This window comes from Lacimonas salitolerans, assembly GCF_042677865.1.
GTDB lineage: Bacteria > Pseudomonadota > Alphaproteobacteria > Rhodobacterales > Rhodobacteraceae > Lutimaribacter > Lutimaribacter salitolerans.
On sequence record NZ_JBHUDD010000059.1, the window covers coordinates 251,828 to 267,564 of the forward strand.

14 protein-coding genes are annotated in these 15,737 nt (G+C 63.8%); 10 read left to right on the forward strand and 4 right to left on the reverse strand.

Annotated elements, in window-relative coordinates; genetic code table 11:
* Positions 1-14: 14 nt before the first annotated feature.
* On the reverse strand, positions 15-1,115 hold the full coding sequence (locus ACFTOW_RS12970) for a THUMP domain-containing class I SAM-dependent RNA methyltransferase (protein ID WP_379916366.1): 1,101 nt from the start codon (positions 1,113-1,115) through the stop codon (positions 15-17).
* 128 nt (positions 1,116-1,243) lie between these two features.
* On the opposite strand from ACFTOW_RS12970, the gene ACFTOW_RS12975 reads away from it, so the two are divergent.
* Complete coding sequence (locus ACFTOW_RS12975; protein ID WP_379916368.1) at positions 1,244-1,555, forward strand: hypothetical protein; 312 nt, start codon at positions 1,244-1,246, stop codon at positions 1,553-1,555.
* A 57-nt stretch (positions 1,556-1,612) separates the two neighbouring features.
* On the opposite strand, the gene ACFTOW_RS12980 is transcribed toward ACFTOW_RS12975, so the two are convergent.
* A complete protein-coding gene (locus ACFTOW_RS12980; RefSeq protein ID WP_379916370.1) occupies positions 1,613-2,452 on the reverse strand; it encodes a prephenate dehydratase in 840 nt (279 codons plus the stop codon).
* 126 nt (positions 2,453-2,578) lie between these two features.
* Between ACFTOW_RS12980 and ACFTOW_RS12985 the strand changes: the two genes are divergently transcribed.
* From ACFTOW_RS12985 to ACFTOW_RS13005, 5 genes are all read left to right on the forward strand, one after another.
* Positions 2,579-3,097, forward strand: coding sequence for a c-type cytochrome (locus ACFTOW_RS12985; protein ID WP_379916372.1), 519 nt, complete (start codon positions 2,579-2,581; stop codon positions 3,095-3,097).
* Positions 3,098-3,277: 180 nt separating this feature from the next.
* Positions 3,278-5,221: an extracellular solute-binding protein gene (locus ACFTOW_RS12990; protein WP_379916374.1), complete on the forward strand. Its 1,944-nt coding sequence runs from the start codon at positions 3,278-3,280 to the stop codon at positions 5,219-5,221.
* A gap of 18 nt (positions 5,222-5,239) precedes the next feature.
* Entirely contained in the window at positions 5,240-6,325 is a 1,086-nt protein-coding gene (locus ACFTOW_RS12995; protein WP_379916376.1) for a microcin C ABC transporter permease YejB, read from the forward strand.
* 4 nt (positions 6,326-6,329) lie between these two features.
* Positions 6,330-7,436: an ABC transporter permease gene (locus ACFTOW_RS13000; RefSeq protein WP_379916378.1), complete on the forward strand. Its 1,107-nt coding sequence runs from the start codon at positions 6,330-6,332 to the stop codon at positions 7,434-7,436.
* Positions 7,433-9,022 (forward strand): ABC transporter ATP-binding protein, encoded by a 1,590-nt coding sequence (locus tag ACFTOW_RS13005; protein WP_379916380.1) that lies wholly within the window; start codon positions 7,433-7,435, stop codon positions 9,020-9,022. Before ACFTOW_RS13000 ends, ACFTOW_RS13005 begins: the two co-directional genes overlap by 4 nt.
* A 90-nt stretch (positions 9,023-9,112) precedes the next feature.
* Here ACFTOW_RS13005 and hemN read toward each other — a convergent pair whose 3' ends face one another.
* Positions 9,113-10,471 (reverse strand): oxygen-independent coproporphyrinogen III oxidase, encoded by a 1,359-nt coding sequence (gene hemN / locus ACFTOW_RS13010; RefSeq protein WP_379916382.1) that lies wholly within the window; start codon positions 10,469-10,471, stop codon positions 9,113-9,115.
* Between the two features lie 64 nt (positions 10,472-10,535).
* Between hemN and fnrL the strand changes: the two genes are divergently transcribed.
* The 3 genes from fnrL (at position 10,536) to ACFTOW_RS13025 (ending at position 12,974) form a co-directional block, all read left to right on the forward strand.
* Entirely contained in the window at positions 10,536-11,282 is a 747-nt protein-coding gene (gene fnrL, locus ACFTOW_RS13015) for a transcriptional regulator FnrL (RefSeq protein WP_379916384.1), read from the forward strand.
* 71 nt (positions 11,283-11,353) lie between these two features.
* Positions 11,354-12,628: a flavin-dependent oxidoreductase gene (locus tag ACFTOW_RS13020; protein WP_379916386.1), complete on the forward strand. Its 1,275-nt coding sequence runs from the start codon at positions 11,354-11,356 to the stop codon at positions 12,626-12,628.
* A gap of 91 nt (positions 12,629-12,719) precedes the next feature.
* Complete coding sequence (locus tag ACFTOW_RS13025; protein ID WP_379916388.1) at positions 12,720-12,974, forward strand: GlsB/YeaQ/YmgE family stress response membrane protein; 255 nt, start codon at positions 12,720-12,722, stop codon at positions 12,972-12,974.
* An 82-nt stretch (positions 12,975-13,056) separates the two neighbouring features.
* Here ACFTOW_RS13025 and ACFTOW_RS13030 read toward each other — a convergent pair whose 3' ends face one another.
* Complete coding sequence (locus tag ACFTOW_RS13030) at positions 13,057-13,896, reverse strand: universal stress protein (RefSeq protein WP_379916390.1); 840 nt, start codon at positions 13,894-13,896, stop codon at positions 13,057-13,059.
* Positions 13,897-14,114: 218 nt separating this feature from the next.
* On the opposite strand from ACFTOW_RS13030, the gene ccoN reads away from it, so the two are divergent.
* Positions 14,115-15,719 (forward strand): cytochrome-c oxidase, cbb3-type subunit I, encoded by a 1,605-nt coding sequence (gene ccoN / locus ACFTOW_RS13035; protein WP_379916392.1) that lies wholly within the window; start codon positions 14,115-14,117, stop codon positions 15,717-15,719.
* Positions 15,720-15,737: the final 18 nt, after the last annotated feature.

Genomic DNA, 15,737 nt, shown 5'->3' on the forward strand with positions numbered 1-15,737 from the left:
CGATTCTGCCAAGGCTACAACCGCGCCCGGTACAGCCGCACCCGCAGCCCGCCATGCGGCACCGCAGGCCCGGTGTGCAGGGTCAGGCCGGTGGCCTTGGCCAGCCCGCCATCGCTGGTGATCAGGCCCAGATGCCAGCCTGCGAACCGCGCCCGCAGCACCTCGCCCAAGGCTCCGTACAGACCGAACAGCGGTTTGCGCTCTCCGATCCGGGTGCCATAGGGCGGGTTGACGAGAACGATGCCGGGCGGCCCCTCGGGCGGTTCCAGATCGCTGAACGCCATTTGCGTAAAGGTCACCCAATCGCCCACCCCGGCGCGGGCGGCATTGTCGCGCGCCATGCGCACCGCCCCGGCATCGCGGTCCGAGCCGTGAAACCGCGCCGTCGGCACCTGCGCCTGCATGTCCGCCTTCATCGTGTCAAAGGCCACGGCGTCGAACCCTGCAAGATGCTGAAACGCAAAGGCACGGTCGCGCCCCGGCCACAGCCCCGCCGCGATCTCGGCGGCCTCCAGCACGAATGTCCCCGACCCGCACATCGGATCGACCACGGTTTGCGTACCGTCAAACCCCATCTGCCGCAGGAACAGCGCCGCCAGCGTCTCGCGCATCGGGGCCTTGCCCATGGCCAGCTTGTGCCCGCGCTTGTGCAGGCTTTCGCCCGAGGAATCGATGCTCATCACCACCAGATCGTCGTCGATCCGCACCTTCAGGGTCACCGGCGCATCCGCCGCGATCTGCACGCCCAGACCTTCGGAAATCGCGCGGCCGATGCGTTCTGCCGCCGCGCGCTCGTGATAGATCTTTGATCGGTGGCTGGCGACCTCGACCCGCAGCGGCACATCCGGGCGCAGCACATCGGCCCAGGGAAACCTGCGCGCGCGCTTGTCCAATTGCGCCAGATGCATCGCGCGAAACTCGCCGATCCGCACCAGCACCCGCCCGGCCCCGCGCAGGCACAGGTTGGCGCGCCATACATCGGGCCAGCCGCCACGTATCACCACGCCGCCCTCGACCGGCTTGGGCTGGGCGAAGCCCGCTGCGCGCGCCTCGTCCGCCAGCACGGGTTCCAGCCCCGGGGGGGCGACCAGAAAAATCTCGAAATCCTGTTCCATAGGGTGCGCAATAGCGCGGAACGCAGGCCACGGACAGGGCAGAGTGACCGCAAGGCGCGGCTTGCTCTTGAGGGGGCAATCATTATACCCAATGCTATCGTGGTGACGATTTCAGTCAGGAAAACAGTATGTGGAACAGTGATTTTTATCTCGGCCCGTGGAAGCTGGCGTTGGAAACGACCCGGGCCATGGCAGACGCGCAGGCGGTGATCTCCATGCGCATGGGTGGCATGATGGGCCTCTGGCCGGTGGCGGGCGGCGAACACGCCCGCATGATTGAGGAAAAGCCGCGCGCGATGATCAAGGCCGTGGTCGCCATGCAAGGCGCCATGATCGAAATGCAGACCCCCGATCAGGTCATGCGCGCCGGGCTGCGCCCGATCAGCGACAAGGTGGGCAAGAACGCCAAACGCCTGACGGCACGCGGATCAAAGCGGTAACAGCCCCAATTCCGCCAGTGCTGCGTGGGCAGGGTGGGAGGTATGGCCCACCCTGCATCAATGCCGGCGCGGATCGGCTGGATAAACACCCAGAATATCGAGCTGCGACGTGAAATAGCGCAGCTCGTCCAGCGCCAGTTTCACATTGGCATCATCGGGGTGGCCTTCGATATCGGCATAGAACTGCGTGGCGGTGAACGACCCGCCCACCATGTAGCTTTCCAGCTTGGTCATGTTGACGCCGTTGGTGGCAAACCCGCCCATCGCCTTGTAGAGGGCCGCAGGAATGTTGCGCACCTGAAAGACGAAACTGGTCATCATGCCGTCATCGCCCCGGCGGTTGTGGTCGGCCTGCGGTGACATCACCAGAAACCGGGTGGTGTTGTTGCCCTGATCCTCGATATGCCGTGCCAGCACGTCCAACCCGTAGATTTCCGCCGCCAGGTCGCCCGCAAGCGCCGCCAGCTTCGGATCGCCCTTTTCGGCCACGTGTCGCGCCGATCCGGCGGTGTCGGCCCCGGTCACGCGCTGAATGCCGTGTTGCGCCAGAAACGCCTTGCACTGGCCCAGCAGCACGGTGTGACTCATCGCGTTCTCGACCTGCTCCAGCGGCGTGCCGGGCACCGCCAGAAGGTTGATGTGCACCCGCACGAATGCCTCGTCCACGATGTGCAGTCCTGATCCGGGCAGCAGCGAATGGATGTCGGCCACCCGCCCGTAGGTCGAGTTTTCCACTGGCAGCATCGCCAGATCGGCGCGGCCCTCACGCACGGCGTCTATCGCGTCCTCGAAGGTGCGGCAGGGCAGCGCCTCCATGTCGGGGCGGGCGTCGTGGCAGGCCTGATGCGAATAGGCCCCGTGTTCCCCCTGAAAGGCGATGCGGTTGGTTTTTGTCATCGTTTTTCCGTGGTTTTCCGTCAAAGATCCCGAAATCGGGCGTTTCGTCGCGCTAACTATACCTTGCCACAGCGAAGGGGAAGCAATAGATACCGCCGCGACAGACACGAAAAGAACGGGCGAGCCATGTTTGACACGATGACGATCACCAAGGCCGGCGGCGCACTGTGCGGCGCGCTTCTTGTTTTCCTGCTGGGCAAATGGGGCGCCGAGGAACTGTACCACATGGGCGGCGGTTACGGCGAAGACCGTGCCATGGGCTACGCGATCGAGGTGGCAGATGCCCCCGCCGAGGAAGAAGAGGAAGAGGTTGATCTGGCCGCGGTGCTGGCCGATGGCGACGCCGGCAGAGGCGAGCGCGCGTTCAACAAATGCGCTGCGTGCCACAAGCTGGAAGATGGTGCAAACGGGGTCGGCCCGCATCTCTACGCCGTTGTTGATCGCGAAATCGGCGCGGTCGACGGCTTCAACTATTCCGGTGCGCTGAGCGAGCAGGACGCCGAGGCATGGACGCCCGAAACCCTCTACGCCTTTCTCGAAAACCCCCGTGGCTGGGCACCCGGCACCAGCATGGCCTTTGCCGGGCTCAGCCGCTCGGGCGAGCGTGCGGATCTGATCGCCTATCTCGAGACTTTCGGCAACTGATCCCCACCGAATTTGTCTATTCAGGCCGCTCTCCGTCGGAGGGCGGCCTTTTGCTGTGCAGGCCATCGGGAATTCACGGGCGATCACGCATTCTTACCTTGAATGTGGCCAATCCGCGCCTTTACCTTAGTTCAACGGTATCGGACGCCAAGAACACCGGATCGCGACAGGAGTTTCAGCATGACACGCCCCCCCCGCAGCCATGCGCGCGCCGCGCTGCGCGACATCCGCCCCAAAGCCGCTTTTGTCACATGGATGCTTCTGGGTCTGGCCGCGCTGACCTTGCCCGCGCTGGCGCAGGAGAGCGACGAGACCATCATCCGCAGTCATGGCTACAGCTATTTCGGCAACCTGTCCTATCCGCCCGATTACCCGCATTTCACCTATGTGAATCCCGACGCACCCAAGGGTGGCGAGATCAGCATCGCCGCCACGGGCACGTTCGATTCCATGAACCCCTACAGCCGCAAGGGGCGTGCGGGGCGGCTGTCGTGGATGATGTATGAAAGCCTGCTGGGCGAAGAGCCCTCATCGGGGGGCAGCGCGCCAGCCGACGTCTATGGCGAATCCTACGGGCTGCTGGCCGAGCGGCTGGAATACCCCGAAAGCAAGGAATGGGTGATCTTTCACATGCGCCCCGAGGCGCGGTTTTCCGATGGCGAGCCGGTGACAGCGCATGACGTGGTGTTTTCGCACAACCTGCTTCTGGAGCAGGGGCTGCCGTCCTATGCGCAGGCGGTCAAGGTGCGCGTGCTGGACGCCGAGGCGCTGGATGACCACACGGTGAAATTCACCTTTGCCGACGGCATCTCGCGCCGGTCGCTGATCGACCAGGTGGGCGGCGTGCCGGTCTGGCCCCAGCACTGGTTCGAGGAAACCGGCGCCCGGCTGGACGAACCCCGGCTTGAGGCGGCACCCGGCTCCGGCCCCTATATGGTGGGTAGTGTCGAAACCAACCGCCGCATCGTGTACGAGCGCAACCCCGATTACTGGGGCAAGGATCTGCCGATGAATGTGGGCCGGCACAATTTCGATCGCATCCGCGTGGAATATTTCGGCGATGACACCGCCGCGTTCGAGGCGTTCAAGGCAGGCGAATTCACCGTGCGGCCCGAAAGCAACTCGCGGCTCTGGGCCACGGGCTATGATTTCCGCGCCGTGCGCGATGGCTGGGTCAAGCTTGAGGAACTGCCCGACGGCACCCCGCCCACGCCCACCGGCATCGTGTTCAATCTGGCGCGCGACAAGTTTCAGGACCGCCGCGTGCGCGAGGCGATGTCGCTGGCCTACAACTTCGAATGGACCAATACCTCGTTGCAGAACGATCTTTTCAAGCAGCGACATTCCTTCACCCAAGGCAGCCCGTTCGAGGCGCAGGGCGTGCCCGAAGGCGCGGAACTGGAACTGCTGCAAAGCCTTGGCGACATCGTCCCGCCCGAGGTGTTGACCGAACCCGTGGTGATGGCGCACAGCTCCTCGCCCGAGCGCCTGTCGGACCGGCGCAACCTGCGCCGCGCCATGGGCCTGCTGGACGAGGCCGGATGGCCGGTGGGCGATGACGGCATGCGCCGCAATGCCGATGGTCAGGTGCTGCGGGCCGATTTCCTGCTGAACACCAGCGGATCGCCCACGCTGTCCTCGGTGGTCGAGACATTCGTGCAGAACCTGCAACGCATGGGTCTGGATGCGCGGGTGGAAAAGGTCGATCCGTCGCAATACACCCTGCGCGAACGCGACCGCGACTTTGACCTGTTGTACGGCCAGTACCGGGCCTTTCTGGACACCGGCACCGGCCTGCACCAGATGTACGGCTCGAAAGAGGCAGAGTTCAGCCTGTTCAACCCGGCAGGTCTGGCCAGCCCGATGGTGGATGCGATCATCGACGCTTCGCTGATGAGCGAAACCGAGCAAGAGCGTGATGTCGCCCTGCGCGCGCTGGACCGCGCCCTGCGGTGGGAACGGTTCATGATCCCGGTCTGGTACAACCCCAACACGTGGATCGCATCCTGGGACCAGTACGACCATCCCGACGAGCTGCCAACCTATTCGGTGGGTCTGCTGGACTTCTGGTGGTATGACGCAGACAAGGCCGAGAAGCTGCGGGCGTCCGGCGCGCTGCGCTAACAACAAGGGTCGGGGTACATGGGCGGTTACATCCTGCGGCGATTGGTGCTGATCGTTCCGACGCTGTTCGGGATCATGCTGATCAATTTCATTCTCACGCAATTCGTGCCCGGCGGCCCGGTCGAACAGGTGATCGCCCAGATGCAGGGGCAGGGCGACGTGACCGCGGGCTTTACCGGCAACGAGGCCGGCGGCGGGCAGATGCCCGACAACGAGCAGTATATCGGTGCGCGGGGCCTGCCGCCTGAATTCATCGAACAGCTCGAGCGTGAGTTCGGTTTCGACAAACCCCCGGTGGAACGCTTCGTCACGATGATCTGGAATTACGTGCGGCTGGATTTCGGGGAAAGCTGGTTCAAGAAGGAAGAGGTGATCGACCTGATCCTTGCGGCCATGCCGGTGTCGATCTCGCTGGGCCTGTGGTCGACGCTTCTGGCCTATCTGATCTCGATCCCGCTGGGCATCCGCAAGGCGGTGAAGGACGGCAGCCGGTTTGACAACTGGACATCCACGGTGGTGATCGTGGCCTATGCGATCCCCGGGTTCCTGTTCGCCATCCTTCTGCTGGTGCTGTTCGCCGGTGGCTCGTATCTTCAGATCTTTCCGTTTCGCGGGCTGACCAGCGAACAGGCGATCTGGGACAACCTGACCTGGTGGCAGAAGATCGGCGATTACTTCTGGCACATCGCGCTGCCGGTCACCGCATCGACCATCGCGGCCTTTGCCACGCTGACGCTGCTGACGAAAAACAGCTTTCTGGACGAGATCAAGAAGCAGTATGTCATCACCGCCCGCGCCAAGGGTCTGAGCGAGAAGCAGGTGCTGTATGGCCATGTCTTCCGCAACGCCATGCTGATCGTGATTGCTGGTTTTCCGGCGGCCTTCATCAGCATATTCTTCACCGGCTCGATCATCATCGAAACGCTGTTTTCGCTGAACGGTCTGGGCCTGCTGGGATTCGAGGCCGCGTTGCAGCGCGATTATCCCATCGTGTTCGGCACGCTGTTCATCTTTGGCCTGATCGGCCTGCTGGTGGGGCTGATCAGCGATCTGACCTATGTGCTGGTCGATCCGCGCATCGATTTCGAAAAGCGCGAGGGGTAACGCCATGGCCCTGTCCCCCCTGAACCAGCGCCGTTGGAACAACTTCAAGCGCAACCGGCGCGCCTTCTGGTCGCTGATCATCTTTTCGGTGCTGTTCGGCCTGTCGCTGTTTGCCGAGTTCATCGCGAACGACAAACCCATCCTCGTGCAGTATCAGGGCGAGTATTACACCCCGGTCCTGCGGTTCTATCCCGAAACCGCCTTTGGCGGCGATTTCCAGACCGAGGCGAATTACCGCGATCCGGTGGTGCAATGCCTGATCGCTTCGGGCGGGCTGGAGGTGTGTTTCGACACCCCCGAAGAGGTGATCATCGATGCGCAGGACGGCGTCGTGGATGGCGAGGCGATACAGGCGGGCTGGGCGATCTGGCCGCTGATCCCCTATGCCTATGCCACCACGGTGGACCGGCCCGGTGCCGCGCCGCTGCCACCCAACGGCCAGAACTGGCTGGGCACCGACAACACCAAACGCGACGTGATGGCGCGGGTGATCTATGGCTTTCGCCTGTCGATCCTGTTCACCCTGATCGTGACCACGCTGGCCAGCCTGATCGGCATCGCTGCCGGCGCGTTGCAGGGCTTCTTCGGCGGCTGGCTGGACCTGATATTCCAGCGCGTGATCGAGATCTGGACTGCCATGCCGCAGCTTTACGCCATCATCATCCTGTTCGCCGTGCTGGGAAGGGGGTTCTGGCTGCTGGTGTTCATCACCGTCCTGTTCGGCTGGACCGCGCTTGTGGGCGTGGTGCGGGCGGAATTCCTGCGCGCGCGTAATCTGGAATACGTGCGCGCCGCCCGCGCGCTGGGTGTCAGCAACTCGACCATCATGTTCCGCCACATGCTGCCCAACGCCATGGTCGCCACGGTGACGATGCTGCCGTTCATCGTCACGGGCACCATCGGCCTGCTGGCCAGTCTGGATTTCCTGGGTTTCGGCCTGCCGTCGTCGTCGCCCAGCCTTGGGGAACTGACGCTTCAGGCCAAGCAGAACCTGCAGGCGCCCTGGCTGGCCTTCACCGCGTTCTTCACATTTGCCATCATGCTGTCGCTGCTTGTCTTCATCTTCGAAGGGGTGCGCGACGCATTCGACCCCAGAAAGACCTTTTCATGAGCGTACTGGAAGTCCGCGACCTGACCGTGTCGTTCCGGCAGGACGGCCAGTTGCTGGCCGCCGTGCGGGGCGTATCCTTCAGCGTGGACCGGGGCGAGACCGTGGCGCTGGTGGGCGAAAGCGGCTCGGGCAAGTCGGTGACCGCGCTGTCCACCGTGGGGCTGCTGCCTCCGTCGGCCGAGGTTACGGGCAGCGCCACCTATAAAGGGCAGGAGATGGTCGGCGCCAGCGACCAGTTGCTGCGACAGGTGCGCGGCAACGACATCAGTTTCATCTTTCAGGAGCCGATGACCTCGCTCAACCCGCTGCACACCATCGAAAAGCAGCTGCGCGAGTCGATCGAACTGCATCAGGGCCTGCACGGCGCGGCCCTGCGGGCCCGGGTGCTGGACCTGTTGCACCGTGTTGGCATCCGTGACGCCGAGGAGCGGCTGAGCGCCTTTCCGCACCAGCTGTCCGGCGGGCAGCGCCAGCGCGTGATGATCGCCATGGCACTGGCCAACAAGCCCGACCTGCTGATCGCGGACGAGCCCACAACCGCGCTGGACGTGACCATTCAGGCGCAGATCCTGGAACTGCTGGCCGAGCTGAAGCGGTCCGAGAACATGGGCCTGCTGTTCATCACCCACGATCTGGGCATCGTGCAGCGCATCGCCGACAAGGTCTGCGTGATGAAGGACGGCGAGATCGTCGAAAGCGGCCCCACGGCCGAGATTTTCGCCAATCCGCAACACCCCTATACCCGCAAGCTGCTGGGCGCGCGGGCGGTGGGCGTGCCGGCGCCGGTGCCCGCAGACTCGAAACCGCTGATATCCACCAAAAACCTGCGCGTCTGGTTCCCGATCCAGCGCGGATTCCTGAAACGCACCGTGGGCCATGTAAAGGCGGTCAACGACGCCACCATCGACTTGCGCACCGGTGAAACGCTGGGCATCGTGGGCGAATCGGGATCGGGCAAGACCACGCTGGCACTGGCGATCATGCGTCTGATCCGCTCTGAGGGAGCGATCACCTATGACGGGCAGGACATGCGCGGCTGGTCCACGAAAAAGCTGCGCAGCCTGCGGCGCGAGATCCAGATCGTGTTTCAGGACCCGTTCGGCAGCCTGAGCCCGCGGATGACCTGTGAACAGATCATCGCCGAGGGGTTGGGCGTGCATGGCACCGCCCCCGGCCGCAACCGGCGCGAGATGGTCGCCGAGATGATGGAAGAGGTGGGGCTGATCCCGGCGATGATGGATCGCTATCCGCACGAGTTCTCGGGCGGCCAGCGCCAGCGCATCGCGATCGCCCGCGCGATGATCCTGCGCCCGCGTCTGGTGGTGCTGGATGAACCCACGTCGGCGCTGGACATGACCGTGCAGGTGCAGATCGTGGACCTGCTGCGCGCGCTTCAGGTGAAATACGGGCTGGCCTATCTGTTCATCAGCCACGATCTGAACGTGGTGCGCGCGATGAGCCACAAGATCATGGTGATGAAACAGGGTGACGTGGTCGAGGCGGGCAGCGCCGACGAGCTGTTCCTGCGCCCGCAGACCGAGTACGCCCGCACCCTGCTGTCTGCCGCGCTGGAGATGACGGCCTAGGGGTTTCGCCCGTTCCGGGCGAGCAGGGTGGGGGCCCTGCCCCCACACCCCCGGGATATTTCCAGAGAGAGGAAGAGGCAGGCGCGGCAATCAGATCGCCGAGCTGTGCCCCGCCTTGGACAGGTCATAGGCGTCGAACGCCCGCGCGACGATCCGGGTCAGCGGCCGCGCCTCGAGCGGGACATCAAGACCGCGTTCGGTGACGCGGAGCAGCCCGTCGAACTGCGCGTTGACGCGGGCGAACTCCTGCATCAGCGCGGCGCGGTCGATGCCGAAATCGCGGGTGATCTCATCCGCGTCGATGCGGAAATCGCACATCAGCGCCTCGATCATCCGCGACCGGCGCAGATCGTCGCCGCTGAACGCATGGCCGCGCGCGGTCGAGAAGCGCCCGTCGCGGATGGCCGCCGTATGCGCCCCGGTCGAGGGCGCGTTCTGGGCAAATCCCTGCGGAAAGCGCGAGATCGACGAGGCACCCAGCCCGATCAGCGTGTCGCTGGGATCGTCGGTATAGCCCTGGAAATTGCGTTTCAGCGTGCCTGCGCGCAGCGCGCGCGCCATGCTGTCCTCGGGGCGGGCGAAATGGTCGATGCCGATCTCGTCATACCCGTCCCACAGGAACAGCCGACGCGCGGTTTCGAACAGTTCCAGCCGTTCCTGCGGTGTGGGCAGGGCATCCGACGGTATAAGCTGCTGGCGCTTGGCCATCCATGGCACATGGGCATAGCCATACAGCGCCACCCGATCAGGGTTGAACGACATCAGCTTTTGCACCGTTTCGGTGATCCGGGCCCGCGACTGGTGCGGCAGGCCGAACAGGATATCGGCGTTCAGGCTGGTGACACCGCGCTCGCGGATCATGTCGACCGCGCGGCGGGTGATCTCGTAGCCCTGGATGCGTCCGATGGTCTGCTGGATCTGGTCGTCGAAATCCTGCACCCCGATCGAGGCGCGGTTCATGCCCGCGGCAGCCAACGCATCCAGCCGCTCGGCGTCGATCTCGTTCGGGTCGATCTCGACCGAGAATTCGGCATCGTCTTTGGCCATGGGCGCGACCTTGAAGATCGCCTCGGCCAGTTCCGACATCATGTCGGCCCCCATCAGGGTCGGCGTGCCGCCCCCCCAGTGCAGCCGTGACAGGGTCACGCCCCTGGGCAGGATCCGCCCCAGCATGGCGATTTCCGTCTTGAGCGTCTGCAGATAGGCCCGCACCGGTGCATCGCTTTGCGTGCCCTGGGTGCGACAGGCGCAGAACCAGCACAGACGGCGGCAGAAAGGCACATGGATGTAAAGCGATATGCTGGAACCCGGCTCTACCGCCGTGATCCAGTTGGCAAAATCATCGGGGCCGATCGCGGACGAGAAATGAGGTGCCGTCGGATAGCTGGTATACCGCGGTACTTTCGCGTCAAACAGTCCCAGTTTTGCAAGTTGCGTTTTGGTTGCCATGCCCGTAGCGTACCCATCGGAGAAATCGTCTTCATTGACCCAGATCAAGCGCGCGAAAATTAACATGCTCAATACCGACTCGACCCAGGTCACGCAGGATTGCGAAGACTGCCCCATCCGGCACAGAGCGGTCTGCGCCCGCTGTGAAACCGACGAGCTGGAGCGTCTGGAAGAGATCAAGTATTATCGGAACTATCAGGCCGGTCAGACCATCATATGGTCGGGCGACCGTATGGATTTCGTGGGTTCGGTGGTGTCGGGCATCGCGACCCTGACCCAGACGATGGAGGACGGGCGCACCCAGATGGTGGGGCTGCTGCTGCCCAGCGATTTCGTGGGCCGGCCGGGGCGCGACGGGTCGCCCTATGACGTGGTGGCGACAACCGATCTGGTGATGTGCTGTTTTCGCAAGAAACCGTTCGAAGACATGATGACGCGCACGCCGCATATTGCCCATCGCCTGCTCGAGATGACGCTGGACGAACTGGACGCCGCGCGCGAATGGATGCTGGTGCTGGGCCGCAAGACCGCGCGGGAAAAGATCGCCAGCCTGTTGTCGATCATCGCGCGGCGCGACGCCACGCTGAACCTGCGCGCAACGCAATCCGCGCTGGTGTTCGATCTGCCCCTGACGCGCGAGGCGATGGCCGATTACCTGGGCCTGACGCTGGAAACCGTCAGCCGCCAGATGTCGGCGCTCAAGCGCGACGGCGTGATCGTGCTCGAGGGCAAGCGCCATGTCACCGTACCGGATTTCAGCCGCCTGCTGGACGAAGCCGGTGATGACAGCGACGGCGGGCTGCCCGTCTGATCGTCGCCGCGACCATTGCGGAAATGGTTATGGATGATAAACACCTGTGACAGCAGGTGAAGGGCCCGGCCATGAAAGACCCCCATGTTCTGATTTCCGGCGGCGGCATCGCCGGTTTGTCGCTGGCGTTGACGCTGCACCAGATCGGTGTGCCCTGCACCGTGTTCGAGCAGGTGCCGGAACTGCGCCCGCTGGGGGTGGGGATCAACCTGCAACCCAACGCGGTGCGCGAGCTGTTCGACATGGGTTTTACCGCCGCCGATTTGGATGCCGTGGGCCTGCCCGCGCGCGAATGGGCGCTGGTGGGACGCAACGGAAACGACATCTACGCCGAGCCGCGCGGGCTGCTGGCGGGCTATGACTGGCCGCAATACGCGGTGCATCGCGGGCAGTTGCAGATGATGCTGCTGGATGCGGTGCGCGACCGGCTGGGCGACCAGGCCGTTCAGACCGGGCGCAGGGCCGTGGGCTTTGATCAGGATGACACGGGCGTAACCCTGCGGCTACAGGACGGGCAGGGGCAGGCCAGCACCGCGCGCGGCAGTCTGCTGGTGGCTGCGGATGGCCTGCACTCGCCCATCCGCGCGCAGATGCACCCCGAGCAGCCGCCGGTGCAATGGGGCGGCGCGGTGCTGTGGCGCGGGGTGACGCGGGCGCGACCGATCCGAACCGGCAGCAGTTTCGTGGGTCTGGGCACGCACAAGCATCGCATGGTGATCTACCCGATCTCGCAGGCGGATGCCGATGGCATGGCGACGATCAACTGGATCGCCGAGCAGACATTCGACAATTCCGCCGGGTGGGAGGGCGACTGGAACCGGCAGGTCAGCGCCGACAGCTTCGTGCATCATTTCGACGGCTGGAATTTCGACTGGCTGGACGTGCCCGCGCTGATCCGGGGGGCCGAACAGGTGTTCGAATATCCGATGATCGACCGCGACCCGGTGCCGACCTGGGTGCAGGGGCGCGTGGCGCTGATGGGCGATGCGGCGCATGTGATGTATCCGACCGGATCGAACGGGGCCAGTCAGGCCATCATCGACGCGCGGGTGATCGGGGCACGGATGCTGGATCACGGGGCAGGGCCTCAGGCGCTGTCGGCTTATGACGCGCAGCTGTGCGGGCCGGTGTCGCAACTGGTGCTGCGCAACCGGGGTGCCGGGCCGTTCGGGATGCTCAACATCGTGGATGACCGCTGCGGTGGCGATTTCGACGACATCGACGATGTCTTTCCCGCCGCCGAGCGGGCGGCGTTCATGGCCGGCTACAAGCAGGCGGCAGGCTTTGCCATCGAGGCGCTGAACGCCGCGCCACCCACCATCCCGCAAGGCGCGCGGGTGGCATAGCCGCAGGGTCGGGGTGCTGTTGGCACGACCGGGGATTGTGACCGGCCCCGGCCTGTGTCACTCATCTGGTATCCCAACCCAGGAGACTGCCATGACAGCACAAAGCATCATCGTCATTCTGATCGTCGGCGCCATCGGCGGGTGGCTTGCCGGGCTGATCATGAAGGGGGGCGGTTTCGGCCTTCTGGGCAATATCGTCATGGGGATCGTCGGGGCCTTCGTCGCGGGCCTCGTTCTGCCTGCGATCGGGCTGAACATCGGCGGCGGGTTGCTGGGCGCGATCGTGAACGCCACGATCGGCGCTGTCATCGTGATCTTCCTGATCCGGCTGGTCAAACGGGTCTGACCCTGCGCGATCCCGCCGCATGCAGGCGGCGCAAAGCGGGGTGGGCACGATTGCCCACCCTTTGGTGCGGGGTCTGCCATGCTCAATGCGCCATGAACACCGGGATCTGCGACTGCTCCAGCATATAGCGCGTGGCCCCGCCCAGGATCGCCTCGCGGAACCGCGAATGACCATAGGCACCCATCACCACCAGGTCGGCATCTATATCCTGCACATGACGCAGCAGCACGTCAGACACGCGCGGCATGGTTTTCGACAGAACGTCGATTTCCACCTTCACGCCGTGACGGGCAAGATACTGCGATATCAGCCCGCCTGGGTCCGAGCGGTTGGGCCCATGCGTCGGCGGGTCGATCACCACCACATGCACCACATTCGCGGCCTTCAGCATCGGCAGCGCGGCGCGCGTGGCATTCATCGCCTCGGCGCTTTCGTTCCAGGCCAGAACGATCTTCTTGGGGTCCTTCACGACGGTGCTGTCGTCGGGCATCACCAGGATCGGAGTGTGCGCATCGAACATCGCGGCCTCCAGCACCGGCTCCAGCTCGACGCCGCGACCCTCTCCATAGGGACGGGGCAGCACCACCAGATCCGAGAACCTTGCCCGCGCCGCCACGTGCCGCCCCAGATCGGCCAGCTGCGCCACGCCTGAATCCGCGCTCCAGCGGATGTCCGAGGTGTTCAGCAGCTTGCGCACGGTCTTTTCGACCTCTTCGGCCTCGGTCTGTGCGCGGGTGATGCTTTCCTGCAGGATCATCGCATTTGCGCCGGCATAGTAATACCCGGTCTGGCTGCGGTCCACGCCCAGGCACAGCACCTCGAGATGGGCATCGTTTGCGCGGGTCAGTTCGGTGGCCTGCGCCAGAACAGGGCCGGCCAGGGTTTCATCGGTCAACACGGAAAACAACGACTTGTAGGACATGTTAGCCTCCTTCGGTCAGTGCGGGGCGTCGGATGTACCCGCTCGGCAAGACCCTAAAGCGTGCCGACAGCCCCTGCCTTGATACGAGTCAAGCAATCTGACAGGCAGGGTTGACACAGATCAAAGCGTCACATGCCGTAGCATACCAAAAGACGCTATGTCTAAACCGACCGCTGCGCCCGTTCGAATCGCGCAGAGGGCAGACGAAGGGACGCAAAATGGTTAACTACTTCAAGCTGATCGTGCTTGGGCTGATCGCGCTGTTTGCGCTGATCGCAGCCAACAACGCGCGCGATCTGGCCTATCTTGTCAACGCGGTGACGGTGGCTCTGGCGGCCGGTGCGCTGTTCATCTGGGTGCTGCGGCATACGGACGAGCCTGTGAAACAAATCGACCTGTCCGGTGAATACATGGACGGGGTCGTGCGCGCCGGCGTGGTCGCCACCGCCCTCTGGGGGGTCGTCGGATTTCTGGTCGGTACGTTCATCGCGTTCCAGCTTGCCTATCCGCAGCTCAACTTCGAATGGGCGCAGGGCTATCTGAACTTTGGCAAGCTGCGTCCTCTGCATACCTCGGCAGTGATCTTTGCCTTCGGGGGCAACGCGCTGATCGCCACCTCCTTCTACGTCGTGCAGCGCACCAGCGCCGCGCGACTCTGGGGCGGCAATCTGGCGTGGTTCGTGTTCTGGGGCTACCAGCTGTTCATCGTGCTGGCCGCAACCGGCTACATCCTCGGCGCCACGCAATCCAAGGAATACGCCGAGCCCGAGTGGTATACCGACATCTGGCTGACCCTTGTCTGGGTTGCCTATTTCGCGGTCTTCGTCGGCACTCTGGTCAAGCGCAAGGAACCCCACATCTACGTGGCAAACTGGTTCTACCTGTCCTTCATCATCACCGTGGCGATGCTGCATATCGTCAACAACCTGTCGATCCCGGTGTCGGTCTTCGGTTCGAAATCGGTGCAGGTCTTTTCGGGCGTGCAGGACGCGATGGTGCAGTGGTGGTATGGCCACAACGCCGTGGGCTTTTTCCTGACCGCCGGTTTCCTGGGGATGATGTACTACTTCGTGCCCAAGCAGGCAGAACGTCCGGTGTTCAGCTACAAGCTGTCGATCATCCACTTCTGGGCGCTGATCTTTCTGTATATCTGGGCCGGTCCGCACCACCTGCATTATACGGCGCTGCCTGACTGGGCCTCGACGCTGGGCATGGTGTTCTCGATCGTGCTGTGGATGCCTTCGTGGGGTGGCATGATCAACGGTCTGATGACCCTGTCGGGGGCCTGGGACAAGCTGCGCACCGATCCGATCATCCGCATGATGGTCATCTCGATCGGCTTTTACGGCATGTCCACCTTTGAAGGGCCGATGATGTCGATCCGCGCGGTGAACTCGCTGTCGCATTACACCGACTGGACCATCGGGCATGTGCATTCGGGCGCGCTTGGCTGGAACGGCATGATTACCTTCGGTGCGCTCTACTTCCTTGTGCCGCGCCTGTGGAACAAGGAACGGCTGTACAGCCTGTCGCTGGTCTCGTGGCACTTCTGGCTCGCTACCATCGGCATCATTCTCTACGCCGCCGCAATGTGGGTGACCGGCATCATGGAAGGCCTGATGTGGCGCGAAGTTGATGCAAACGGCTTCCTGGTGAACTCGTTCGCCGACACCGTGGCTGCGAAGTTCCCGATGTACGTGGTGCGCGGTCTGGGCGGGGTCCTGTATCTCGCTGGCGGAATCATCATGTGCTACAACCTCTGGATGACCATCCGTCGTTCGCCCGCTGTCAAGCCGGTGAACCACATGGTCCCGGCCGAATAAACAGGATCGGTAAAATGG

Coding starts and splice junctions, on each gene's coding strand:
- ACFTOW_RS12970 (WP_379916366.1), bottom strand. CDS start 1,115: ATGGAACAGGATTTCGAGATTTTTCTGGTCGCCCCCCCGGGGCTGGAA.
- ACFTOW_RS12975 (WP_379916368.1), top strand. CDS start 1,244: ATGTGGAACAGTGATTTTTATCTCGGCCCGTGGAAGCTGGCGTTGGAA.
- ACFTOW_RS12980 (WP_379916370.1), bottom strand. CDS start 2,452: ATGACAAAAACCAACCGCATCGCCTTTCAGGGGGAACACGGGGCCTAT.
- ACFTOW_RS12985 (WP_379916372.1), top strand. CDS start 2,579: ATGTTTGACACGATGACGATCACCAAGGCCGGCGGCGCACTGTGCGGC.
- ACFTOW_RS12990 (WP_379916374.1), top strand. CDS start 3,278: ATGACACGCCCCCCCCGCAGCCATGCGCGCGCCGCGCTGCGCGACATC.
- ACFTOW_RS12995 (WP_379916376.1), top strand. CDS start 5,240: ATGGGCGGTTACATCCTGCGGCGATTGGTGCTGATCGTTCCGACGCTG.
- ACFTOW_RS13000 (WP_379916378.1), top strand. CDS start 6,330: ATGGCCCTGTCCCCCCTGAACCAGCGCCGTTGGAACAACTTCAAGCGC.
- ACFTOW_RS13005 (WP_379916380.1), top strand. CDS start 7,433: ATGAGCGTACTGGAAGTCCGCGACCTGACCGTGTCGTTCCGGCAGGAC.
- hemN (WP_379916382.1), bottom strand. CDS start 10,471: ATGGCAACCAAAACGCAACTTGCAAAACTGGGACTGTTTGACGCGAAA.
- fnrL (WP_379916384.1), top strand. CDS start 10,536: ATGCTCAATACCGACTCGACCCAGGTCACGCAGGATTGCGAAGACTGC.
- ACFTOW_RS13020 (WP_379916386.1), top strand. CDS start 11,354: ATGAAAGACCCCCATGTTCTGATTTCCGGCGGCGGCATCGCCGGTTTG.
- ACFTOW_RS13025 (WP_379916388.1), top strand. CDS start 12,720: ATGACAGCACAAAGCATCATCGTCATTCTGATCGTCGGCGCCATCGGC.
- ACFTOW_RS13030 (WP_379916390.1), bottom strand. CDS start 13,896: ATGTCCTACAAGTCGTTGTTTTCCGTGTTGACCGATGAAACCCTGGCC.
- ccoN (WP_379916392.1), top strand. CDS start 14,115: ATGGTTAACTACTTCAAGCTGATCGTGCTTGGGCTGATCGCGCTGTTT.